We start from the raw sequence: 23492 nt of genomic DNA, 5'->3' as shown, positions 1-23492 counted from the left end.
TGCGCCCTTTACGGGCGCATTATTATTGGTGGTGGTGCAAATGAGTGATTTCGAGAAGGAAGTCCTCGAATTCATCAAGAAATGGGACCTAATAGAAAGTGGTCAGAAAATTCTTGTAGCAGTTTCTGGAGGGAAGGACTCAATGTGTCTTCTCAATGTTCTGATAAATCTTAAATCGGAGCTGGGAATAGACCTCTTTGCCGCAAATCTCGACCATGGTCTTCGAAGGAAGGGACCCGTCGAGGAAGCAGGTATGATTGGCGATTTCTGTCGGGCGCGGTCGGTACCCTTCTTTCACGAAAGACGAGATGTTAATGAGCTTTTGAAAAAGAGGCGCGGTTTGTCGATAGAGTCTGCGGCGAGGGAAGTAAGATATGTTTTTCTGAGAGAAGTTAAGTTGTCTATCGGTGCAGATTTAATCGCCGTAGGGCATAATCGAGACGATCTTGTAGAAAATATCCTGCTAAGAATCGTGAAGGGAACTGGCATGAAAGGCGTGATTGGACTGCGCCCGTTAGGTGGCGATTTGATAAGACCTCTGCTATTCAGCGATATGCAACGTATTATAGATTATGTTACAATTAACAGGGTTACATTTATGGAGGATGAAACCAACTCTGAGGATGATTTTGAGCGCAATTACGTTCGTCTGAGAATCATTCCGGAGCTTAGAAAGATAAACTCAGCACTTAATGAGGCCGTGTGGAGGTTCTTTGAAAACATCAATGATGGATATGCACTGATCCATGAAAGGGTTGAAGAGGTTCTGGAGCAGATCGAATTCGCAGACGGTGTTTTTTTTGTGGAGGCCTTGAAGCTTAAAGAAGTTGAAAGGGCCGTTTTGTTGGAGATGGTGAGAGAGATCGTTTCTATTCTTAGTTCTGACAAGTATCCACCCTCCAGAGAGCGAGTTGTTGCCTTTTTCGATCTCCTGATTTCTAGTAGAGGAGGGTGGACTGTTGAGTTTAGAGAAGATATCAAGGCCTCGAAGATTGGCAGATATGTCTTCTTCTACGGGGGAGAACTTAGATTCAAGCGGATCGAAAGGCAAAGTATAGACTCTCTCCCTTTCAGCCGTGAACTAGAAGGATGGAAGATTTCCCTGGAATGCAACGAAGAAATTCCGGAAGCGATGATCGAAAGATTGGACGGTGCCTTTAATAGCATATGTTCGAGCGATAAGCTCTCCTTCCCTTTGAGCTTGCGGCCGATGGATGAAAGAGACAAGATCATCCCGTTTGGAATGTCAAGAAATAAGAAAGTTATCGATGTAGTTACAGAGAAAGGTTTGAAGGGCTTCTCAAGCAGAATTATGGTTCTTGAAAACGCTTTTGGAGATATCCTCTGGATTCCAGGTGTTGTCACGAGCGAGCTTTGCAGAGTTTGCCCCTCCAGTCTCGACAGCGTAGTTTTTTGCCTTGAAAGGAGGTAGTTCTGTGGATCAAAAGCCCAAGATTGGAATGATTCTCTTCTATGTTGTTTTGGGTATATTCCTGCTAATTGCACTCAGGGGCCTATATCCAACTGAGACAAGTGTTGTAGTTCCCTACACTAAGTTTTTGGATGACTTTAATAATATTATTGATATAGTTGTTTACGATAATGGAAAAGTCGTGTACATAACAGGAGACAACCCCAGAAGATCGCTTGAGACGTATGTCCCCTCTCAGACTCTTATGACTCAAACTTTTCAGAATCACATAGACCGATTGGCGGAGAGAGGAGTAAACATCACATTCGAAAGAGGAAGCGATTCTCTCTTCTGGGTGAATCTTCTTGGAACTATGATTCCTCTTGCAGTAATCGTATTCATCTGGTTCTTCTTGATGAGATCTATGTCTGGCCGCAATTCACAGGCCTTCACATTCACTAAGAGTCCGGCAAAGAAATATGTCAACACTGACAAACATGTGACTTTCAAGGATGTTGCGGGAGTTGAGGAGGCCCAGCAGGAGCTAGCCGACATTGTCAGTTATTTGAAGGATCCCTCGGTGTTCACGGAAACAGGGGCAAGAATGCCCAAAGGTATATTATTGGTGGGTCCTCCGGGAACGGGGAAGACGCTCCTTGCAAGAGCTGTGGCCGGAGAAGCAGGGGTTCCCTTCTTCTTCATAAGCGGATCGGACTTCGTCGAACTCTTCGTTGGAGTTGGAGCGGCAAGAGTTAGGGATCTTTTCACTCAGGCTAAGTCTTCAGCGCCTGCGATTCTGTTCATTGATGAAATTGACGCCGTGGGTAGGCACAGAGGAGCAGGACTCGGGGGCGGCCATGACGAGAGAGAGCAGACGTTGAACCAGATTCTTGTCGAAATGGACGGATTTGATGCTAGGACCGGAGTTGTAGTTATTGCGGCCACGAACAGACCAGATATTCTGGACAAAGCTTTGCTGCGCCCAGGTAGATTTGACAAGAAAATCTCAGTTGATCCGCCAGATCTGAAAGGAAGAACAGAGATCCTGAAGATACACATGCGAGGTAAACCTATAGACCCTGAAGTTGATGTCCAGCTGCTTGCCAGGAGAACTCCAGGGTTTGTTGGAGCGGACCTGGAGAATCTGATCAATGAAGCGGCAATTCTCTCTGCTAGAAAGAAGAAGAAGATGATTGGAATGGTTGAACTTGAGGAAGCTATCGATAGAGTTCTTGCGGGACCGGCTAAGAGATCTCGGAGAATAAACGATCGTGAGAAGAAGATACTTGCCTATCACGAACTAGGACATGCCGTAGTCGGTCTGATTCTTCCAAAAGCCTTTCCTGTGCACAAGGTTACAATAATTCCTCGCGGCACTTCGATTCTCGGCTTCACGGAAAGTCTGCCACTAGAGGACAGGTATCTAATAACTAAGTCTGAGCTGATAGACAATATGGCTCAGGCCCTGGGTGGAAGAGCGGCGGAAGATCTGGTGTTTGGCGAGATTACCACTGGTGCTGCAAGCGATTTGGAAAGAGCAAGTGCGATGGCCCGGAGTATGGTCACTCAGTTTGGAATGAGTGAGAGATTGGGACCAATCGCTTGGGGCAAAGAGGAAGAGGAAGTATTTCTCGGAAGAGAGCTCACAAGAATGAAGAACTATTCTGAAGAAATTGCCAGTGAGATAGATTCAGAGGTTAAGACAATAGTTCTGACGTGCTATGAAAGGGCGAAGAGAGTTCTTTCGGATTACAGGAAGAAACTGGATGAAGCGGCCGACTATCTTCTTCAGAAGGAGACGATTTCCGGCAAAGAACTGGCCGAAATCCTGGGACTTGAAACCGGCAACTATTATAGAGATGATATTGAGACTGTAGAGGTTGCTCCTGGGGCGACAGCAGGCGATCCCGAGATCACAAAGGAGTAGAGGTGAAAGCGAAATGTTGGATTTTGAGCGGCTGAAGTCGCTACAAGGTAAGACTTTCACGCTAGCAGTTACTCCGTCGGATGTTTCGCTTAGGTGGTCGGAACGGTATGACTTTGAACTATTGAACCTGCTGTCGACTAGTGGTTTGATGAAGATTATCCATAACTGCGGCCATTCACTGATCTCCGATTTTGAGTCAGAATCGTTGATTTCAGTGGTTTCCGAGACCTTTGTCAGGCATCAGTCTCCGATATTGATGGAAAGAGAGATGGTTGTCAACATAAAGATCGAATCTGTCTCCGACAATGCTGAAGTCTGCTTTTCGGGGTCAGTTACTCAGCTTGGTTCTGAAGCTGGTTCTTTCGAGTTTTCGCGTAAATTCATATCTGCTGATTTTCTCAGGAGAGTTTTTAGTGCGTAAACCGAGAGACAAAAGAAGCTGGAGTGAGTACGAGCAAGTCTCGAGTTTGAAATTCAGAGAGCGGTTTGTTAGGGAAGTAAGTGGATTTGGCGATGTTAGGGTAGCGCTTATTTACCCAAATTCGTACGAAGTAGGAAGTGCAAGTCTGTCTACGCACGTTTTGCTGAGAAAGCTTAACGAATTAGGCAGCGTGAGGGCTGAGAGGTTCTTTTACAATAAGGACTTCCTGAAGTACTATTCTTTTGATTCACTCACGCCGCTTGACGAGTTCAAGATTTGGGCTTTTTCTGTTCACTTTGAGCTTGATTTAATGAACGTCTTTGACATTCTTAATAAGTTTTCTGTTCCACTTAGAAAAGAGGAGAGAAATGAGTTTCACCCGGTGATCATTGCTGGTGGAGCCATGACTTACTTCAATGATAACCTCCTCACAGAAGTTGCCGATGTGGTTCACAGGGGAGACTTAAGTGAGGAGTTCCTTGATGGTCTATCCGCTGTTGACCACTGGATGCACAGAAAGGAGATAATTGCTTCTCTAGAGACGGAACATGTGACTCCTTTCTTTTCTGATGTTCTTGGTGAGAGCGTATTCATCAGTCCCGATTCAGTATTTGGAGACCGGTACCTAATTGAGGTAGGCAGAGGATGCTTTAGAAAGTGCAGGTTTTGTGTGGCTGGTCACAGATACGGAAGACCAAGATTCAGAAAGTCTGATGAGGTATTTGACTTGATGGATTCTGTAGCTGACTTCACGAATAGATTTGGACTTGTGGCAGCAACCGTTACTGACTATCCGGGTATCGATGAAGTAGCCGAACACTGTATTGAGAAAGGGTACGAATTATCAGTTTCTTCTCTTAGGCTCGATTCCGTTTCGGATACTCTAATGAAGTCACTCAGATTGTCCAATCAGAGTATTTTCACTATTGCCCCAGAAGGTGGAAGCCAGAGAATGAGAGATGCCTTTGCTAAAGGAATAAGCAGAGGAGATATCCTCAGCGCTTTGGAGCTAGGCAGAAAGCACGGTTTCCGTAGAGTGAAGATGTACTACATCTATGGAGCCGTCTTTGAAAGGCGTGAGGATAGACAAGAGATAGCCGAGATGGCGTTACAGGCTTCAAGCATGGGTTATACAAGTGTGGTTCTTAGTTTGAACCCTTTGATTCCGAAACCGGGTACTCCATTTGAAGAGATGCCGATGGAGTCTCTAAGCGGACTGAGAAAGTACGAGAAGGAGATCAGATCGGAGTTGTTGGTTGAGGGCGTAAAGCTTGATTTCGAGAGTTTGAAGGAATCTCAAGTTCAGTTTGCGCTTGCGAATATCGATAAGAGTCATTCCCGGGAGCTATTGGCACACGTGGAGCGTGGAGTTGATCCAACACCTATTCTGAAAAAATATGCAGAGGAAGTGAATTCGAAACGGAAGGAGTGGAAGAAGCATGGCAAAGAAGAGTATTCTGGTTGTTGACGATGAGCCTTCGATCGTGGAACTCCTTACTTTTAACTTGAAAAAGGAGGGCTATAACGTCCTGAAAGCATATGATGCTGAAGAAGCGCTTAAGATCGCCGAGGACAATGAAACTGATATGTTCATCGTTGATATTATGCTTCCAGGAATGGATGGGTTCGAACTGGTCAGAAACCTGAGAGCAACCGAAAAGTTCAGACAGACACCTGTTATATTCTTGAGTGCTAAGAGCGAAGAATTCGACAAGGTGTTGGGACTCGAGCTCGGAGCAGACGACTATATTACCAAGCCTTTCAGCGTGCGAGAAGTTCTGGCTAGAATAAGAGCGGTTTTCAGAAGGATTCAGCAGAGCGCACAGGCAAAAGAAGAAAGGCCAAAGAAGATACTTGCGAGAGACCTAGAGATCGATACCGAGAAATACGAAGTAAGGGTAAAAAACCGAATGGTCAGCCTTACTCCTCTGGAATTTGAACTTCTAAGATTCCTGGCAGAAAATGAGGGCAAAGTCTTCAGTAGAGACGTTCTCCTGGACAAGCTGTGGGGATATGATTACTACGGTGACACAAGAACAGTTGACGTCCATATTAGACGCCTAAGAACTAAGATCGAAGAAGATGCCTCTAATCCAAAGTACATAATCACTGTTAGGGGTAAAGGTTACAAGTTCAGAGATCCTGGAAAGGAAGATTGATCCGTTGTTCTATGCTGTCCTCGCTACTGTTGCGGTGATAGCTTTTCTCTTCTTGATTCTGTTCAGGCATGAAAGACAGAAAAACGAGAGATTAGAAGCCGCCAAAAGGCGCTTTGCGGACCTTGTAGAAGTTCCGAGAAGCGCCGAGTTTATTTTCATCTATAAGAAGGTTCAGCAGCTTGTTTCGAGCATTAAAGAGGAAGTAACTTCTTTAAATGCAAGAATCGAAGATCTTGTGACGATTTTTGATAATCTGAGTGATGCCTTCTTGATAGTATCAGAGGATGGAAGGATTGATTACGCTAATAAAGCCGCGCAAGAGCTTTCGAGCAAGAAGCTAATTGGAAGGAAGATAAGTGAAGCGATAGACAATTATTACATTGGCGATTTGTTTGAAGATTCGGTAAGAACTAGAGAGAATCAGGAATCTGAGATAACGATCTACTACCCGAAGAGAACGATAAGAGAGTGTAAGATTATGAGAGTCTCCCTGAAGAACGATGTGAGATATCTCATTCTTCTTAGGGATATTACCAAGGAGAAGGAAGTTGAGGCGATGAGAAGGGATTTCGTTGCCAATGTCTCTCATGAGCTTAGAACACCGCTAACATCTATTCATGGATATGCTGAAACGCTTGCAGAAGATGATCTTGAGGACAAAGACACAGTTTACAGATTTCTTTCAATAATCGAAAACGAATCGGCAAGAATGACAAGATTGATAAACGATTTGCTTGACCTTGAGAAACTCGAATCGGGCGAAGCCTCCTTCAGCAAGGAGGACGTAGAGCTCGGAGAAGTCGTCAAATATGTTATTCGAATTGTCGATCCCCTTGCAGGTGAGAAGGGTGTTACAGTAAATGTTGACGTAGAAGAAGGGATTTTTGTAGAAGGAGATTTCGATAGACTTGTTCAACTTCTTCTGAACCTGATCGATAATGCCGTTAAGTACACCTCCGCTAAGGAGCACGGGCCTAGAGAGATATGGCTAAGATCTTATGCTCAAAACAACCATGCAATGATTGAAGTTGAAGACACGGGTGTTGGAATACCTGAAGACTCTCTGAAGCACATATTTGAAAGGTTTTACAGGGTTGATAAGGCCCGATCAAGAAAGATGGGTGGTACAGGTCTTGGATTGGCTATTACACGCTTTATAGTCGAAAAACACGGCGGAGTAATTTCCCTTGAGAGCGAGTATGGTACAGGAACGATTCTGAAAGTTAAGTTACCACTGAAGAAGGTGTTTAAATGAGAACTTACGACATAATCATCAAGAAGAGAAACGGCTATTCCAACACTAGAGATGAACTACGATCGCTGATACGGGGTTTTGTAGATGGCAATGTTCCAGACTATCAGATGGCGGCGTGGTTAATGGCCGTGTATTTCAATCATCTTGATGCAGAAGAAAGACTTTGTCTGACAGAGATCATGACTGACTCAGGAGAAAAGATCGATCTTTCGTCCATTAGTGGCACAAAAGTCGACAAACACTCTACCGGAGGAGTGGGCGACAAAGTGACTCTGGTAGTTGGACCGATCGTTGCGGCAGCAGGATTGGTTTTCGCAAAGCTGTCGGGAAGAGGTTTGGGTCACACAGGAGGAACGATCGACAAACTGGAATCGATTCCTGGCTTCAAGACTTCACTTGATATTGATGAATTCAAGCAGCAATCAGAACGAATAGGAATTGCTCTTGCTGGTCAAACCGCACAGGTAGCCATCGCTGACAAGAAGCTCTATGCTTTGCGAGACGTTACGGCCACAGTTGATGAGATTTCACTAATCGCCTCAAGCATAATGAGCAAGAAACTAGCTATCGATTCCGATGGAATTCTTCTTGACGTCAAGATCGGTTCGGGCGCCTTCATGAAAGACCTTGAAGAGGCTAAAGAACTTGCGTTGGCGATGATAGACATTGGAAAAAGGAAGGGAAGAACCACGAAGGCTGTGATAAGCGATATGAACCAGCCACTGGGAATCGCGGTAGGAAACTCGCTTGAGGTAGTGGAAGCAATAGAAACTCTTAAAGGGAAAGGTCCAAATGATTTCAGCTCACTTTGCAGAGTGATTGCAAGCCAGATGTTGGTAGTTGGTGGTGTTGCAGACGAAGATGATGCACAAGTAATCGTTGATCGCATGATCGACTCTGGTGAAGCCATCGAAAAGTTCAACGAATTCGTAGATGCTCAAGGAGGGCCAAAGGATTTCTCGGAGAACTATGAGAGTTGTTTTGACAGGGCCGCCCTCATCGAAGAGGTTAGATCTCAGGTGAGCGGATATGTGAAATCGGTTGATGCCGAATCAATTGGATTGATCTGCATGAGGCTTGGCGCAGGGAGAGAACGAAAGGAAGATAGAATAGACCCGGCTGTGGGTTTGAGAGTTCTTAAGAAGATTGGAGACAGAGTTGAGAAGGGGGAAACGATCGCCATAGTCTATGCTAATCAAAGGGATAGGTTTGAAAGGGAAACTGTAGCAATTCGCGATTGTTTTTGTGTTTCAGAGGAGAGAGTGCAGGCTCCTCCGATAGTCTACGAGGTACTGTAGGGAGTGCATTCAATGAGACGTATCCTGTTCATTTGTTTCCTGCTAATTTCATTGGTAACTTCAGCAAAGAATCTGATCTACCTTGACGATAGAGGACAGACAAGGGTCTTCGCCGATGCGGTAGTTGTTGAGCGTTCAATGGATTTCGTAAAACTGGACATAATTGGTGAGTTGATAAGGGGGATAGTTGTTTCTCAGTCTCTTCGCCAAGAAGAGACGATAATGATTCTTCCGTCAGGGATTATCGTCTCACTTTCACATGAGACAAAAAGAGCAACCGTGGAGTTTGGAAGCGAATTTGAGAACTCACTTATTATCAGAGATAGCAAGGTTCTAGTCAACGCAGAGTTGCTTGCAGCTATTACAGACAAATCTTTCTTCAGCGAAGCAGAGGCGCTGATCCTCTATTCTCAGCCGGTAACTGTGAAGGGTATTCAAAACACACAGGAAGCGATCTATGTGACCCTTGATAGAGATGTTCTCCCGGACTTTTTCACAATTTGGTGGACCGGAAGCGGATCACTTGCCCTCACTCTGAAGCCTGCGAAAGTAGATCCATTTCTTTCATACGAAGGGATGTCTGTGACGACCGGGAGGGGATTTGTGAAAATCTCTGCTGAGAAACCGTGGTCGGACGTTGAGTATGAGATCAAAGGAATGACGCTGATTATTAGAGGTAAAAGTGGTATGGGAAGAACAATACAGCAGGAGGCCAGCTTAGATTTCGACCTAAACGTATTCGAGTCTTACTCGGGCGGCCAGAAGTTCACAATGTCTTATCTCGAAATAGACGGCTCGAAGTTCTCTTTTGGAGTTGAACTCGCTAACAATGAAATTGCAGGTCTTGAGAAGGCAACGGATACTCTGAAAAGAAGCGGTGCAGAGATAATGATTAATGGCGGATACTTTGATCAGAATCATAATCTACCAATAGGTCTCCTTGTTCGAGATGGCAAAGTGCTAGGCCTTCCAACTCTCGGAAGACCGGCGATTTACTTCACTGAAGGTGGTGAAGTATATGTTTCAAGAATGGATGTATTCTACACGGCCAAGTTTGGAGACCGTTTTCTTCAAATCACGGGAGTTAACTCTCCGTATAGAGGAGAAGCCGTCTTGTACACAGATGAGTATCGAAACAGTATCCCTGATTTTGATGACTTCACCTATCTTGTAATAAGGGATGGCATGGTTACCAAAAAGGGTTTCGTATCCCGTGTGGAGAAGGGTTCAGATGTGTTGGTTCTTTCGCCATCTTCCGTACAGAAGATAGGGAACAAGGCTTCAGTTGGAGAATTTGTTTCATTTGAGTTGTTGAATTCATATGGGAAGAAGGTAACAGGAGCTGTTGAAGGTGGTCCGATGATAATACATGGAGGCGAGCCTGTAACCAGTTACGAGCGAAACTACTATTCAGCATCTCTACTGGATGTCAGAGCTCCAAGAACGCTTGTTGGAGTCAAAGAAACCGGAGAAGTTGTTTTCATCGTAATTGATGGCTATCAGCAGACTAGCTATGGCTTAACCTTCAAAGAGATGATAGAATTCTTCAAAGACAAGGGATTTGAATCCCTCATGTGTCTTGATGGAGGGAAGTCATCGATACTATCTGTCAATGGTGAAATAATCAATTCGCCGTCCTCGGGAGTGCCTTCTCTTCCAGTAATTATAACTGGATCGCGAAAGTAGACTGAAATAGATTTGGAGGTGGTCAGATATGGACAAGATTCCTGTCGATGCCAAGAGAGACATTACACTAATTGGGCACCACGGGTCTGGAAAAACTCAAATTGTTGATGCGATGCTTTATAACGCTAAGTTGATTGATCGTATAGGCATCCTTGCAACCGATTCTGAAGAAGTTGAAAGAGAGAAGAAAGCAAGTTTCTCAATGGGGGTAACAAGTGTTCCCCACAACGATAGCAGGATATACGTCATCGATACTCCCGGTATGTCGGACTTCTATGCTGAAACTGCAAACGGAATCTTAGTGTCAGAGAACATCGTGGTGGTAATAAATTCTACTGCCGGGATTGAGATACAAACCGAAAGGTTTGGTTCGGTCGCCAAAGAGCATGGAAAAGGGATAATTGCATTCTTCAACATGCTGGACAAAGAGAGGTCCGGTTTCGCAGATACACTCGCCGATCTAGGAGACACCTTTGAGAGAACACCGGTTCTTGTGCAGCTTCCAATAGGCAGTGAAGCTGGTTTCAGAGGTCTGATTGATCTTGTGAAAATGAAGGCGTTCATTTTCGAAGATGGTGGCGTGTTCAAAGAAGAAGATATCCCGGCAGATCTCAAATCGGCTGCCGAAGAGGCTAGAACAAAAATGATCGAGGACATCGTTCAGAACGATGAGGAGCTGATGATGAAGTATCTAGAGGGAGAAACCCTCTCGACAGATGAGCTTACCTCGGCTTTCAAAAAGGCCTATCTTGCAAATGAAGTGATTCCGGTTCTTCTTGGTTCGGCAGCAAAAAATATCGGAATTTCGCAGCTACTCGATTTTGTGATCGAAGTTGGAAAGAAGCCATCAGAGACATCGCCCAAGGCAGCCACACTTCTTTCCGGAGAGAAGATAGAAGTCAACGCTACCGAAGAAGAGCCGCTTGTGGCTTACATTTTCAAGTCAGTCGTTGATCCCTTCGTTGGAAAGCTGACTTTCATGAAGATACTTTCAGGGACACTCAAACAAGGAGACACTTTCATCGTGGTTGATCAAGAATCCTTGGAGAAAGTCGGGCATGTTATGCTTCCCGAGGGTACAAAGGAGATTGAGGTAGATGAGGCTACTGTCGGGGATATCGTCAAGTTAAGTAAGCTCAAGAAGAGCGCTGCAGGTAATACGGTAGCTCACAAGGACAGACAGCTGAAACTCGAATTGCCGGAAATGCCTGAACCAATGATTTCTAAATCGATTCAGCCCAAGTCAAAAGGAGACATCGATAAGATTAGCGGAGGTCTCGCGAGACTTGCAGAGTCCGATCCTACGTTCAAGTGGGAAAACGATCCCGAAACCAATGAAACGGTTATCAGCGGTCTGGGTTCTGTGCATCTAGACATAATGATAGAGAGGCTGAAAAAACTCTTCTCCGTCGATGTCGAAGTAGGAAAGCCGAAAATCGCCTACAGAGAGACAGTGAGAAAGACCGTTGAGGCTGAGTATAAACACAAAAAGCAAACCGGTGGTCACGGTCAATACGGACACGTTCAGATCAAAATTGAGCCTAATGAACGTGGTGCCGGTTTTGAGTTCATTGATAAAATCGTCGGCGGGGTCGTTCCGAAAAACTATATCCCTGCAGTTGAGAAAGGTGTCGTTGAGGCAATGAAAAAGGGCGTGCTGGCTTCTTATCCGGTAGTCGATGCAAAAGTAACGCTTTTCTACGGTTCTTACCACGATGTAGATTCTTCAGATATGTCTTTCCAGATAGCTGCCAGGCAGGCGTTCAAGAATGGTATGGGAGAAGCCAATCCGGTAATTCTTGAACCTTTGATGGATGTCGATGTCTTCGTTCCCGAAGAAGCGACAGGGGATATAATGGGTGAGATAACTTCTAGAAGAGGCAGACCGATGGGCATGGAACCTCAAGGGAAGGGCACTTCGAAAGTCGTCGCTCAGGTCCCACTTGCGGAAATGCTTGATTTTGCTAACAAGCTGAGCTCTATAACTAGCGGAAGGGGCTACTTCACCATGAGATTCAACTCTTATCAGGAGACCCCACCAGATGTCCAGCAGAAAATCATTCTCGAACGACAGAGGGAGCTTGAAGAACAGCAGAAGTAAGGCTTTTCAGATTGATGAAGCGGGGGTTATCCCCCGCTTTCTTTTGAACGGCAGTCAAGCGCCAGATGTCAAAGATTCGAGAGAACTTGGAGGAGACAAGATGCACGTAGGTTATGTGACCTATGTATTGAGACTTTACGGAATAAGCTCATTGAAGGAAAAACGGTCCATCATAAGGCCGATCCTTAGCGACCTTCGAAGAAACTTCAACGCTTCCGTTGTGGAGACGGGAAAGCACGATTCGAAGCTGGAAGCAGAGATTACCGTAAGCATGGTTGCGTGCAAAAGAAGCGAGCTGGACTCTCTATTTCAGTCTGTTTGGCAGCGAATGATCTGGAACGGTGTCGAAGTCTATGGAGAGGAAGGAGAGATCTGGTGATAACTGGAGGTGGGGTATGAAAAGGTTTCTGATTCTAGTTGTTTTCATTATCGGAGCATTTGTCGCATTTTCTGAGCAACTCTATATTTTCAATGGTTTCTCGATTCTTACCGGGGAGGTAGCTTTTGAGAAAGGAAGAGCGGTTATTGAGGTTCCTTATGGTGTCCAGGTTCAACCAGAAACCTTCTCGGTATTTGGGGTGCCTGAGTCTACTACGATCAACTTTGTTCCAGGTGACAGCGTGGAATCGCTATACGAAAGAAATCTGGGAAGACCTGTTAAGTTTGTTTATGAAGACGGTAGAGTTGAGAGACTTGAGGTTGTCTCGCCTCTTCCAGTATTCAGAAATTCATATGGCGAAATCATCGTGAATCCAAAAGGGTATCCTGTTTTCTCCGATGAGTTCAGCCCAAACGCCCGTTTTCTGTTGAACTCCCAGGATAGCTTCAGCGGTCAGTCTTCATTTGCGTATCAAGTTAGGAACAACAGCTGGACCACGAGGTACTCGCTCTCACTTAAGGATTTCTCTCTAACGGGTCTTATGATAGTGCATCTTGAAATGGAAACCGATGAAAACGTGACTCTTGTCTCATCAAATCCAGGTTACGGTTATGCAACCAGGGACATGGCGGCAAAGATGGTAAATGAATCTTACTCAGTATCTCCTGCTACTTCCGATGCTGAGACGAGACTTTACGAGATTTCCGTTCCTCTGAAACGTGGCACCAACTATATCGCGTTTCTCTCCGAACTCTTTTCTGGAGATAAGAGGCTAGTCTTCAGAGCAAGTAGAGGCGGAAGTAGCTTCACCGGAGTTGAAATTGACGTTTATCTGAATGAAGTTCCAGTTGATCTTCCGTCCGGCGTCATGGAGGTCTGGAGCGAATCTGTATACTTAGGTTCCGCAGGAATTGGAAATATTGCAAAGGGAGAGAGTGTTGTTCTTCAAAGCATAGCAAGATCAATAGAAGTTTCGGGTAGAAAGACGACTGTGACAACGCTTGGTGATTCAAAGTATAGATATTACAAGAACACTTATTACGTTAGGAACCTTTCCGAGGAGACTGTTACAGTTGAAATTGAAGACTACCTTGGTCAGAACGCCGAACAATTCCACCTGAATTGTGAAGATTGTGATTTCGAGTACATAAAAGAAACAGGTATGTGGACTTACACGGTATCGGTCGATCCAGGCGAGGTAGCGGAGGTAGAGGTTGAATATAGGGTACGATTTGCTAACTGAAGCTGTTCGTGAGAAGGCAGAAGAGACTTGCTCTCCAGAGAGACTAGAACACATTTCGGGGGTCGAGAGATTGGCAAAGAGACTCAGCGTTGTACATAACTCTGACCCTTTTAAGGCAGCACTCGCAGCCTTGTCGCACGATCTCTTCCGAGATGCGGATGGAGATGAACTTATGCGAAAGGCAGTCTCATACGGGATAGAGCCATCAGATATCGAGAGAAACTTCCCAATTCTTCTTCATGGCAAGGTTGCTGCCTGTTTTCTAAATGAAGAGTTCGGACTGCAAGGTGACGTGTTTGAGGCAGTGTACTGGCATGTCAGCGGGATTCCCGGTATGTGTATGCTTGGAAAGATACTTATGATTGCCGATATTAGCGAGGAAAGTAGATCCTTTCCCGAGGCCCTCCAGATTCGTGTGGCGGCCGAAGCAGATCTGGAAAAATCGTTTGTTGACGTGATAAGATTGAAAATAACATGGGCCGTAAAGTCGGGCAGTCTCTTGCTTCCTGAGACTGTGTGGACGTGGAATGAATTACTTGGAGGTGCCAATCATGTCTCTAATTAAGCCAAAGAAACGACGTGGTCCGAAGTTGTTGTGGCTGATCATTGTTATCTTAGTAATCGTTGCTGCCGGTGCCGGTTATGTGTATTTCACAATCAGCTCAGTCAGCGGAAGCGATGAGATGAAGGCAAGTTATGTGGACTATCTCTTCCACTGGCAGGAGGGCAATGAACACGTGTACTACTATTTGAGAACCACTGTGAGCGCCCGGACTTCTGTGGTAACTTTTCCGGTATTTGCAACGATCGAGAACTCCAAAGAGGTCCTTGATCCTCAACTTGGCGCAGAGGCAATGAGATTGGTGCATAGTTGGTTGAACACCAACAGTGACTTCTCATACTTCGTGAATCTTAGTCCTAAGCTGATAAGTGAACTCGCATCGGGATTAGGTGTGAATGCTTCGAATCCCGTTCAGCTAATTGATGCAATGGCATTAAGAGGGTTCAAGTTGTTCGATTACTGGAAGATAAATGGACTTGCAGAAACAGTAAAGGAAAACGACGGTTCCACTACTCTTACATCTAGGGGGATTGCCGTACTTCTCGACAGACTTGGAAGCTCTTCAAGGATGGCGTATCAGCTGGAAACACTAACTCAGTTTCCTTTGAAGATCTCTGTAGGGGTTGGAGGAGAAACCGTTAGCCGTCTATATCTAAAGCCCGATTCTCTTGACAGTGTGAAGAGAGCACTCTCAAACTGATGAAGTCTGTTCACTTTACCCTTGCAACAATTTCGGTTCTTCAGGTCTTTCTCTTCTTCTTCCTAGTTTTTCTGGTTTTCAGAGATGCATACGGTTCTATGACTGGAAGAGACCTTGCGGGAGAGACAGTGCTGATAGTTGGCATAGATTCTGGAGGTAACTCAAAGGCTGCCGTTGGCGGAAGAACTGACTATATTTCCATAGTCTACTTTGGATCCTCTGGAAAACTTCTCTTGAAAAGTATTCCGAGAGATACAGTTATTTCTTATGGATCTGAGAAAAGGAAGATCAATTCACTATACAACTCATTCGGAATGGAGGCACTTATCAAGGGAGTCGAGGAACTCACAGAAAGAGAAATAACCGGTTGGGTAGTTGTTGATTTCAGCACCGTGACTGAACTCACAAGGTTCACCGGTCCTATAAGAGTTGAAGTGAATTCCTTGATGCATCACGATGACTTTCAGCAGGGACTCCACATTCACTTTGAACCTGGAATACACTTTCTTGAGGGTGAAGATTTGCTCAAGTTTCTGCGTTATAGGCAGGCGGATTCTGGGGATTTGGGCCGGATAGAGAGGCAGAGACAGGTGGTGGAGCAGTTCTTGAAGAACCTTGTTAACGCAGGACCCTCAAAGATAGTCGAGATGATTGACTTCTTGCTTGAAAAGACAGATATCAGCATCGACAAGAAGTCTCTCACGGATTTCGCCGTCGGCTTTTTCACTGGACCGAGGTCTGTCAGCTTTGCCCAGATAGACTACTACATAGATGGAGAAGGTCGGATAATACCTACAGGACCGGGAAGTGATGATCCAGAACCTACAAGGGGTGCAAGCTCTTCACCAAAAATTCTTGTAGTCAATAACATTCCTGATTACAGCACTCGTTTCGGAGATTTTGCCGAGACAATAAAAGCTCAGTGGTCTGCTCAGGCAGGCGTGAAGATAGATGCAACGGGTCTAGTTCCAGAAATAAATGGGATTGAAAAGAGAGGTACATATCTCTTCATTAATACTAGAGCAACGGAAATCAGGGAGCTATTCTCTAAGGCTCATGTATATCATAGACCTATAGTAATGGTTACTTCAAGCTTTGGGGGACTGGACTACTACTACGGCCTGATCGATTCGCTTTCTGAAAACAGATTCTACCCGTCCAATTATGATGCTTATGTATTGCTTGGCGTAGGAGGAAAGTAGCTAGATGAGGAGCATTTTCAGGGATTTCACTTATGACTATTTCAGTATTCTAAGCTATCCGAAGGAAAAGTGGGGAGACTTCTGGGCTGCATACAGAGAAAAGCATCCAAGGGTACTCGAAGAATACATGTTCAAGAACAATCTCGATGACAGAACCCTCTCGGGAGAGATTGAGAAACTGGAAAGAAGGGAGATAGACAGACTTTCTCATTATTGGGAAAGTCATGGTCCTATCGAGAAAGGGAGGGTCCTTAAAAATCTTGGAAAGATATCGTCACAGCTTCACCTGGAAAGGGAAGACTTTGTGATCCACATTCTGGGTGCTCTGGGAAAACAAGAGCATCTTATCGTTCCAACGTCAAAGGGAAATGTAGTAATGATAGATCTTCTTCATTGCTGGAGTGAAGGCAACATAAAAGACTTCCCTGCCGTAGCCATGAGGGCATTGGAAGACTTCATAGAGTATTCCGAAATGAACGTTCGCATTAGTATGTCTCTGGAGGAGAAGGTACAGAGATTTGACCGTTTACTCAAGTACATAGAGATGAGCACTAAGGAATGCGGTTTTGATGAGAAGATGACGATTATCTCGAAACTTCTCGACAAGTATGTAGACTACTATAACTGGACAGGCTTCTATCTTTCCGATGGAGATAACTCCCTCATACTGGGACCGTATGTGGGCGAACCCACCGAACACGTCAGGATAGGCTTTGGTAGCGGAATTTGCGGCCAGGCGGCCGAGACGAAGAGTGTATTTCTCATACCAGATGTTTCACAGGAGACCAACTATCTTTCGTGCAGCGCGCGTACCAAGTCAGAGATCGTACTACCCTTGATTGTCGATGAAACAGTCATAGGTGAACTGGATATTGACAGTCATTTTCAAAACAGTTTCAATGATATTGATCGGGAATTTCTAGAAAAAACTTGCAGACTCCTCATAGAAAGCTGAAAGCGCCTATTATTGGGCAATATGGTTTTGTAACGTTATTAAACTATAAATGACATTTTATCTTTGGCATTCCTTCATAGTATCGATGCTACAATAACTTGATTATTTTATAGGAGGGATGCCGTAGTGCACATTACCCCTGAGGTAAGAAAGGCCGCAAGAGAAGTAAAGACACCATTCTTGATAATGGATATGGATTACGTTAGAAACAACTATTTCGACATTGTAAGCCATGTTAGGAATGTTCAGGTGTTTTACGCGGTTAAAGCGAACTCACACCCCAGGATTATCGAGACTCTTCGGGACCTCGGCAGTAATTTCGACGTAGCATCGCGCGGAGAGATTGAGAAACTCCTCTCGCTTGGAATTGGTCCAGAAAGAATGAGTTTTGGGAATACGATCAAGAAAGTAGAGGATATTGCATACGCTTATTCCGTTGGAATAGACTACTATGCTGTCGACTCGGAAATGGAAGTGGAGAAGATAGCCGCCCACGCTCCCGGAAGCAAAGTGTACGGAAGAATCGCTACCAGCGGCGGCGATTGCGACTGGCCTCTGTCAAGAAAGTTTGGAACCGATGTGAACCATGTCATTTCAATAATGGAATACGCCGATCAGCTTGGACTTGACGCTTACGGAGTAAGCTTCCATGTTGGTTCTCAGAATTACAACGTCAATAGCTGGGACGACGCCATAAGAGATGCCTCGGAAGTATTCAAGACTCTGCGCTCTAAGGGTATAAATCTCAGGATGCTGAACCTTGGTGGAGGGATGCCGGTTAAGCACGTCAGAGAAATCAAGTCTGTCAAGGCATATGGTGATATTATTAACAAAGCACTCGACAAGTACATGTCTTCAGTTTCTAATCTCGAGCTCTTCATAGAACCAGGAAGATCGATGGTTGGGAATTCAGCGATTCTCGTAAGCCAGGTGATCCTCAGAAGCAAGAAAGGTAATGAAAACTGGGTCTACATAGATGCAGGTGTCTTTCACGGCCTCACGGAGACAATCGAAGGGTTCAGATACGAGGTCCTTACCGAAGGAAAGGTTGATGACACAAAGATCTCTTTTCATCTTGCGGGACCCACATGTGATTCCGTGGATACGATCTATCATGAAATCGATCTTCCGAAGAACATTGGTTACGGAGACATATTATACTTCATCAATGCCGGTGCTTACACAACCGAGTATGCTACTAATTTCAACGGTATTGACGCTCCCCGAGTTCTCTTTGTAGAAGACTTTGTGGATGCTGAGATGCATATCGACGGCGACTTCATAGAATGAAAGAGCCCCGAAAGGGGCTCTTATTGTAATGTCAAAGAAATCTTCTCAAGCGTTCGAACTCCTCTTCTGAAAGTAGATCACGTCTGTAGAGCTCCCAGAGAACTTTTGAGGCTACTTCCTGATCCTTTAGACTGCTCAGCTCACTTCTCAACTGAACGATTCTCAACGTTCTCTCTTCTGATTTCACGTTTTTGAGATCGTTCAGAACAGGAATATACCTTACAAGAATATCTCTGGAGAACTCTTCGGGACTCTTCTCCTTCACCTTCGTAAAGACTTTTCTAGTACGGGCGAATCTAGCATAAGCAGGCTTTGCGAACCAACCGATTATCGCACCGGCCACAAGGCCACCAATATGAGCTGCGTTGCTTATCCCTGGAATACTGAAGCCGAGAAACAAGTTGATCAATATGATAGGAAGTAGGGAGTACCCGGTTATCGAGCGTAGCGCGACAGGAGTGTCATCTTTAAGTCCCAAAGTGAAAAGGATACCTACGAGTCCGAAGATAGCGCTGCTCGAGCCAATAGTGAATGCATTAGAAAACGCAGCAGCACTCAGGCTCCCGCTAATTCCCGTAATGAAGTAGAAGATAAGGTACCACTTCATACCATAAACTCCTTCAACTATGTGTCCAAGCTGAAATAGAGCCCACATGTTGAAGAGAATGTGCATCAGATTTCCATGAAGGAAGAGAGCGGTCAGAGGGGTGTAAATGAGGCCATTTGAAAGAGCAAACCTGCTCACCCCGCCATAAACCGTTATCAAGTCGCGATAACTGATACCCTGTGGGCCCCTGAAAAGCCCCATGATCATAACAAAAAGATATACGACGACATTTATTATTATCAAAGTTATGGTTGCACTTCTGAATCGGATCAATTTCCTTCCTCCTGCTAAACTAAAAGTCTTGTGAGCCTGTTGAACTCATTTTCCGTAAGTAACTGCTTCGAAAGTAGATTATTGAGCAGAGATAAAGCCTGGTCGGATTTCAGATCGCCCAGATCTCTGAATAGAGAAGCGATAATCTCTTTTCTTCTTTCGCTTTCGCCGGTCGTGGCAAGACTGGAAGAGTATTTGTCCAGGATTTCTTTGTCTTTCGTTTTTGGACTCTCTATTCTCTCTTGCTGTTGCTCCTGAATCGCCTTTTCCTTAAATGAAATATCTAGCTCGTCAAGCTTACTCTCGATCTGGTTGTGAAATCTTTGTATAGCGGCCAACCTGTATCTCATGAACCAGCTAAACAGGCCGTAGGTTACGAGCGTGAAGACTACCATCACAACTATAGACAGTGGCTTGACAATCAACTCAGGGATGTTCCTGTGTTTGCTCTCAAGTGACTGTATCTTCATCTCGTCGTTGTACAGCATTGTGATCAGCTTTCCGTAAAGAAACAGAGAAGCGATTCCTGTCAAGAAGAACAACCAGCTGGAAAGAACGTAGCCAGTGCCGAGCAGCGTCATCAGTTCTTCCACGCTGGGGACATCGAGGTTGATGTCTATGTTTTCAACAATGGCCTTGACGATATAAAGACCCGTCAAGTTCATTGTCAAATAGCTGGCGGAGTACAGAATTACCCAGACTCTGGAATTACTTGTGATTTTGAGCTCAAGAATTTGCTCCGGCTTAACGAGGCCCTTCGTTTTCATATTCTTTATGTGTCTATCGCGATTCCAGGCAAGAATATACCAGATATAGAGGCTTATTGTCATTCCGATAACCGACATCGTCATCGACACGGCAGCACTCGAAAAGAAGATCGAAGCGTAAGTTAGGAAACCTCCTAAAAAAAAGATATATGGAGGAAGCTTTATCATTTTTTCGGTACCATCTCTTTGGTGAGATCTACCGTAACTGTTTCCGATTTTTTATATAGAACCATCCCTGGCTTAGCTCCTTTGGGCTTTCTTATGTTTTGAACTTCGGTATATACTACTTCCACCTTCCCAGATTGCTTTCCTCTTGAATACATTGCTGCAAGAAAAGAGCCGTAATGGAGAGCATCTGAAGTGATCTCTTTTCCCGCTCTCTTAAGTATAACATGGGCTCCGGGAATGCCTCGGGCATGAAACCACAGATCATTCCTGGAAGCGTTTTTCGTTATGTCGTCATTCTGAAGATTGTTTCTTCCCACGAGGTACTTCATTCCATCTCTTTCGAAGACTCTCGGTCCGTACTTCTGAACCTTCTTTTTCTTCTTTCTTTCGCTCTTGCCTTTGTGAATTATTCCTGCTTCTTCCAATTCCGATGAGAATTCCTGAATATCGTCAATTGTTTCTGCCTGAACGATCATCTCTTTCAGCTGCTCCAAGTAATCGCTTTCAGCACGAAGTATTCTCAGCCGTTTCTTCACTTGAAACTCTTTCCGCTGTGACTTGCTGAAGTACTTGAAAAAGAGTTGTGCGTTTTCCGATGGCGTCAGTCTCTTATCGAGCGATATTCTCACCTTGCTAGAGCTTTCCCAGTCATCAAGCTCCACTTCTGACTGTCTTTCCTTCAACCGGTAAAGATTTGCGACGAGTAGCTCTCCGTATCTTCTGAATTCTTCATAGTTTTCCACTTCTGCAAGCTCTTTCTCAAGCTTCTCGGCTAATAGGAAGAGTCGCTTTGAAGCTCTCTCGATTTTTCTGAGAATCGTTGACTTTCTCCTGTCAATCTCGGTTTCAACCCCTATCGATTCAAGAGTCTTGCTGATCGCCAGGGATGCCGGAATCTTCTCACAATGACCCTTGAAATCAAGAGGGATTGGAGAAAGCTCATTTCCGTTCTTGGCTTCAAGAGTGAAAAGAAAGTCGTCACTGGAGTTGTCTACCAGACTCTTCAAGAATTCGGCAGTCTCGCGGAGCCTTTCCTTTCCAAGTGCAAGAGGAGGAACGTCTTCAAGTTGAAGATATCCGACTATGTTTTCAGTTGTTGCTCGTGAGAGGCCAGTAAAGGATACGCTGATTGCCTTCGAAAGAATCTGATTAGACTCTTGAAGGGTGGAGACAATTTCTTCAGCTGACAGTTCTCTCAAACACCTTCCGGGGCTTTCGGGAGAATAATACTTAAGTCCTCTAACCAGAGACCTCTTAGAAGTAATCATCTCTTTGAATGTCTGCTCTATCAAGCCTTCTTCATTAAGCACTATCATATTCGAGCCCGGGCCAATGAATTCAGTTACAATAGAGTACTTCGTCCTTTCGCCAAAGGCATCCCTTCCTTCAAAGTCTAGCCTCAGTATTCTGTCCATTTCCTTCTGTTCTATTCCTGTGACAAAGAAACCGTTCAAATGTCTTCTCAAGAAGATGCTGAAAGGGGTTTCTAGCGACGGGGAGTTCCGATCTCTTTCAGATGCAATTACATATGGAGAAGAGGGGTTTACGGAAATCTCGATTCCCATCTTTGACAGCTTAAGAAAGAATTCCGTCTTTCCAATCTGATATACCTGCCGAAGCTGCGTTCCAAGACCAGTTGAGATCTCTGCTAAGACTCTCTGAAGAGTCAACCCGTCGAATACCATATTCTATTCAGCTCCTCTGAACTAATGAACCTGTACTTTCCAATTCTGCCTTGAAAAAGCGAGAAGATGGTTGATCCTGATCCTGTCATCATTGTAACGACTGCATTAGGCTTCTCCAACGAGGATTTCGAATAATGCTCTTTGATCTCCGCAAAGCGACTGAAGATAGGATTCTGAAATGAATTTAGAGAAAGATTCTTTATCCCAAGGCTATCATGAGCCTTCAGAGCTTTATAGTATTGCTCGGCCCCTCTCTCATCAATTCCAGGAAAGAAATCCCCTTCATCTATTAATCTGTATGCCAGTACTGTCAAGACCTCAACCTCCGGAAAGCTCAAATCAACGGAATATCCCGTTACATCGCCAGGATAACTAAGAATCTCGCCTCTTCCCGAAACTATTGCTGTTCCACCTCTAAGAAAGAAAGGGACATCGCTACCGACCATCGATGCCATTTCAATCACTCTTTCAGGTTCGATTTCGAATATCTGAGCAAAGAATCTCAGTAAAGAAGCGGCATCTGAACTACCTCCACCCAAACCTCCTCCTGGAGGAATCCTCTTCTTCAGTTCCATTCCAATTTCGATCTTTCTCCCAGTCTGCCTTTCAACTTCAGTAAGCGCTTTGTGAAGAGTGTTCTCTTGATTCCAGCTTATGTTGGTATTGCATTTGAAGTAAGTCTCACTAACTCCTGGAGTAAGGATCAGCTCATCAAATAAATCTATTGTCTGGAAGACGGAGCTTATGTTATGAAATCCGTCACTTCTCCTCTTATCTACCGCAAGATACAGGTTTATCTTTGCCGGACATTTCAACGAGACAGAAGATATCCCAAAACGATTTGAGACCATGTTTCCATCTTCTCCCTATATTTGTAAAGCATTGCCAGGTGGACCATCTCACCCGTGAACTTTTCTGCTTCGTTAAATCCGTTGAAATCCACCTCTGCCAAGTATACAATACCCATGTGGACCCTGCTTACAGCCGTCTGAAGGTCATTCAAGATTCCCAAGTATTCAATTGAGTGAATTTCCACCGAGACTTCTTCTCGGATCTCCCGTTCGAAGCCATTCTCAAATGCCTCCCAGGGATACGCTCCGTCTTGTGGATTGATGTGACCCCCGACACCTATCGAATACATGTCGTGAAGACGCGCTTCTCCTTGCTTCTTAGTTCTCTTCATGAGGAGGTGTTCATTTCCATTCTTGAAGACCGCATAAGGTATTATTTGCCTCATTGATTCATCGTGCTCTGCATCGGAACGCGGTACGAACCTTCCGAATCTCCTGACGCGTTCTCTAATTTCATCCAAAGGAAGAGCCAGCAACCCGTTACGGGTTGCCAGCTCTCCTAGACAATCAACATCGACTACGAGAACTCTCTCTTCCAAGCCTTTCTCCTTT

General features: G+C 44.8%; 21 protein-coding genes. 16 read left to right on the top strand and 5 right to left on the bottom strand.

What is annotated here, in order from left to right; all coding sequences use genetic code 11:
* Nucleotides 1–40 precede the first annotated feature (40 nt).
* The 16 genes from tilS (at nt 41) to B3K91_RS07190 (ending at nt 18589) form a co-directional block, all read left to right on the top strand.
* The gene (gene tilS / locus B3K91_RS07265) at nt 41–1432 is read left to right on the top strand and encodes a tRNA lysidine(34) synthetase TilS (protein WP_214079320.1); all 1392 of its coding nucleotides are present in this window, start codon (nt 41–43) and stop codon (nt 1430–1432) included.
* 4 nt (nt 1433–1436) lie between these two features.
* Nucleotides 1437–3338, top strand: coding sequence for an ATP-dependent zinc metalloprotease FtsH (gene ftsH / locus B3K91_RS07260; RefSeq protein WP_214079321.1), 1902 nt, complete (start codon nt 1437–1439; stop codon nt 3336–3338).
* Between the two features lie 13 nt (nt 3339–3351).
* Entirely contained in the window at nt 3352–3759 is a 408-nt protein-coding gene (locus tag B3K91_RS07255) for a thioesterase, FlK family (RefSeq protein WP_214079322.1), read from the top strand.
* Complete coding sequence (locus B3K91_RS07250) at nt 3752–5227, top strand: B12-binding domain-containing radical SAM protein (protein WP_214079323.1); 1476 nt, start codon at nt 3752–3754, stop codon at nt 5225–5227. Before B3K91_RS07255 ends, B3K91_RS07250 begins: the two co-directional genes overlap by 8 nt.
* On the top strand, nt 5199–5918 hold the full coding sequence (locus B3K91_RS07245; protein ID WP_214059776.1) for a response regulator transcription factor: 720 nt from the start codon (nt 5199–5201) through the stop codon (nt 5916–5918). The genes B3K91_RS07250 and B3K91_RS07245 overlap by 29 nt, the downstream gene beginning before the upstream one ends.
* 4 nt (nt 5919–5922) lie before the next feature.
* On the top strand, nt 5923–7173 hold the full coding sequence (locus tag B3K91_RS07240) for a sensor histidine kinase (RefSeq protein WP_214059777.1): 1251 nt from the start codon (nt 5923–5925) through the stop codon (nt 7171–7173).
* On the top strand, nt 7170–8471 hold the full coding sequence (locus tag B3K91_RS07235; protein WP_214059778.1) for a thymidine phosphorylase: 1302 nt from the start codon (nt 7170–7172) through the stop codon (nt 8469–8471). The genes B3K91_RS07240 and B3K91_RS07235 overlap by 4 nt, the downstream gene beginning before the upstream one ends.
* A gap of 12 nt (nt 8472–8483) precedes the next feature.
* Nucleotides 8484–10157 carry a phosphodiester glycosidase family protein gene (locus tag B3K91_RS07230; RefSeq protein WP_214079324.1) on the top strand — a complete coding sequence of 558 codons (1674 nt, stop codon included), beginning with the start codon at nt 8484–8486 and terminating at the stop codon, nt 10155–10157.
* A gap of 28 nt (nt 10158–10185) precedes the next feature.
* Nucleotides 10186–12258: an elongation factor G gene (fusA, locus tag B3K91_RS07225; protein WP_292592125.1), complete on the top strand. Its 2073-nt coding sequence runs from the start codon at nt 10186–10188 to the stop codon at nt 12256–12258.
* A complete protein-coding gene (locus tag B3K91_RS07220) occupies nt 12239–12637 on the top strand; it encodes a DUF503 domain-containing protein (RefSeq protein WP_292592124.1) in 399 nt (132 codons plus the stop codon). The genes fusA and B3K91_RS07220 overlap by 20 nt, the downstream gene beginning before the upstream one ends.
* A gap of 16 nt (nt 12638–12653) precedes the next feature.
* Nucleotides 12654–13880 (top strand): hypothetical protein, encoded by a 1227-nt coding sequence (locus B3K91_RS07215; protein ID WP_214079326.1) that lies wholly within the window; start codon nt 12654–12656, stop codon nt 13878–13880.
* Nucleotides 13852–14445: a bis(5'-nucleosyl)-tetraphosphatase (symmetrical) YqeK gene (gene yqeK, locus B3K91_RS07210; protein WP_214079327.1), complete on the top strand. Its 594-nt coding sequence runs from the start codon at nt 13852–13854 to the stop codon at nt 14443–14445. The genes B3K91_RS07215 and yqeK overlap by 29 nt, the downstream gene beginning before the upstream one ends.
* Complete coding sequence (locus B3K91_RS07205) at nt 14432–15142, top strand: hypothetical protein (protein WP_292588485.1); 711 nt, start codon at nt 14432–14434, stop codon at nt 15140–15142. Before yqeK ends, B3K91_RS07205 begins: the two co-directional genes overlap by 14 nt.
* Nucleotides 15142–16344: an LCP family protein gene (locus B3K91_RS07200; protein WP_214079328.1), complete on the top strand. Its 1203-nt coding sequence runs from the start codon at nt 15142–15144 to the stop codon at nt 16342–16344. The genes B3K91_RS07205 and B3K91_RS07200 overlap by 1 nt, the downstream gene beginning before the upstream one ends.
* Nucleotides 16345–16348: 4 nt before the next feature.
* Complete coding sequence (locus B3K91_RS07195) at nt 16349–17299, top strand: GAF domain-containing protein (protein ID WP_214079329.1); 951 nt, start codon at nt 16349–16351, stop codon at nt 17297–17299.
* Nucleotides 17300–17425: 126 nt separating this feature from the next.
* The gene (locus B3K91_RS07190) at nt 17426–18589 is read left to right on the top strand and encodes a type III PLP-dependent enzyme (protein WP_214060420.1); all 1164 of its coding nucleotides are present in this window, start codon (nt 17426–17428) and stop codon (nt 18587–18589) included.
* Between the two features lie 31 nt (nt 18590–18620).
* Here B3K91_RS07190 and B3K91_RS07185 read toward each other — a convergent pair whose 3' ends face one another.
* Genes B3K91_RS07185 through B3K91_RS07165 form a run of 5 tightly spaced genes read right to left on the bottom strand, consistent with a single transcriptional unit; the run spans nt 18621 to nt 23479 of the window.
* The gene (locus B3K91_RS07185; RefSeq protein WP_214079330.1) at nt 18621–19469 is read right to left on the bottom strand and encodes a rhomboid family intramembrane serine protease; all 849 of its coding nucleotides are present in this window, start codon (nt 19467–19469) and stop codon (nt 18621–18623) included.
* A gap of 14 nt (nt 19470–19483) precedes the next feature.
* Nucleotides 19484–20404, bottom strand: a complete 921-nt coding sequence (locus B3K91_RS07180; protein WP_214079331.1) for a hypothetical protein — start codon at nt 20402–20404, stop codon at nt 19484–19486.
* Complete coding sequence (locus B3K91_RS07175; RefSeq protein ID WP_292592118.1) at nt 20401–22089, bottom strand: Rqc2 family fibronectin-binding protein; 1689 nt, start codon at nt 22087–22089, stop codon at nt 20401–20403. The genes B3K91_RS07180 and B3K91_RS07175 overlap by 4 nt, the downstream gene beginning before the upstream one ends.
* A complete protein-coding gene (gene ispE / locus B3K91_RS07170; RefSeq protein WP_214079333.1) occupies nt 22071–22940 on the bottom strand; it encodes a 4-(cytidine 5'-diphospho)-2-C-methyl-D-erythritol kinase in 870 nt (289 codons plus the stop codon). Before ispE ends, B3K91_RS07175 begins: the two co-directional genes overlap by 19 nt.
* Nucleotides 22901–23479, bottom strand: coding sequence for an NUDIX domain-containing protein (locus B3K91_RS07165; RefSeq protein WP_214079334.1), 579 nt, complete (start codon nt 23477–23479; stop codon nt 22901–22903). The genes ispE and B3K91_RS07165 overlap by 40 nt, the downstream gene beginning before the upstream one ends.
* Nucleotides 23480–23492 lie beyond the last annotated feature (13 nt).

The organism is Mesotoga sp. UBA5847, from assembly GCF_002432735.1.
Classification (GTDB): domain Bacteria; phylum Thermotogota; class Thermotogae; order Petrotogales; family Kosmotogaceae; genus Mesotoga.
The sequence above is the reverse complement of the archived record's forward strand: the minus strand, read 5'-3'. Positions and strand labels throughout refer to the sequence as shown.

What these genes read in the sequence shown, in the direction of transcription:
- fusA (WP_292592125.1), top strand. Translation starts at nt 10,186, where the DNA reads ATGGACAAGATTCCTGTCGATGCCAAGAGAGACATTACACTAATTGGG.
- B3K91_RS07245 (WP_214059776.1), top strand. Translation starts at nt 5,199, where the DNA reads ATGGCAAAGAAGAGTATTCTGGTTGTTGACGATGAGCCTTCGATCGTG.
- B3K91_RS07175 (WP_292592118.1), bottom strand. Translation starts at nt 22,089, where the DNA reads ATGGTATTCGACGGGTTGACTCTTCAGAGAGTCTTAGCAGAGATCTCA.
- ispE (WP_214079333.1), bottom strand. Translation starts at nt 22,940, where the DNA reads ATGGTCTCAAATCGTTTTGGGATATCTTCTGTCTCGTTGAAATGTCCG.
- B3K91_RS07180 (WP_214079331.1), bottom strand. Translation starts at nt 20,404, where the DNA reads ATGATAAAGCTTCCTCCATATATCTTTTTTTTAGGAGGTTTCCTAACT.
- B3K91_RS07200 (WP_214079328.1), top strand. Translation starts at nt 15,142, where the DNA reads ATGAAGTCTGTTCACTTTACCCTTGCAACAATTTCGGTTCTTCAGGTC.
- B3K91_RS07215 (WP_214079326.1), top strand. Translation starts at nt 12,654, where the DNA reads ATGAAAAGGTTTCTGATTCTAGTTGTTTTCATTATCGGAGCATTTGTC.
- tilS (WP_214079320.1), top strand. Translation starts at nt 41, where the DNA reads ATGAGTGATTTCGAGAAGGAAGTCCTCGAATTCATCAAGAAATGGGAC.
- B3K91_RS07195 (WP_214079329.1), top strand. Translation starts at nt 16,349, where the DNA reads ATGAGGAGCATTTTCAGGGATTTCACTTATGACTATTTCAGTATTCTA.
- B3K91_RS07230 (WP_214079324.1), top strand. Translation starts at nt 8,484, where the DNA reads ATGAGACGTATCCTGTTCATTTGTTTCCTGCTAATTTCATTGGTAACT.
- B3K91_RS07205 (WP_292588485.1), top strand. Translation starts at nt 14,432, where the DNA reads ATGTCTCTAATTAAGCCAAAGAAACGACGTGGTCCGAAGTTGTTGTGG.
- B3K91_RS07235 (WP_214059778.1), top strand. Translation starts at nt 7,170, where the DNA reads ATGAGAACTTACGACATAATCATCAAGAAGAGAAACGGCTATTCCAAC.
- B3K91_RS07255 (WP_214079322.1), top strand. Translation starts at nt 3,352, where the DNA reads ATGTTGGATTTTGAGCGGCTGAAGTCGCTACAAGGTAAGACTTTCACG.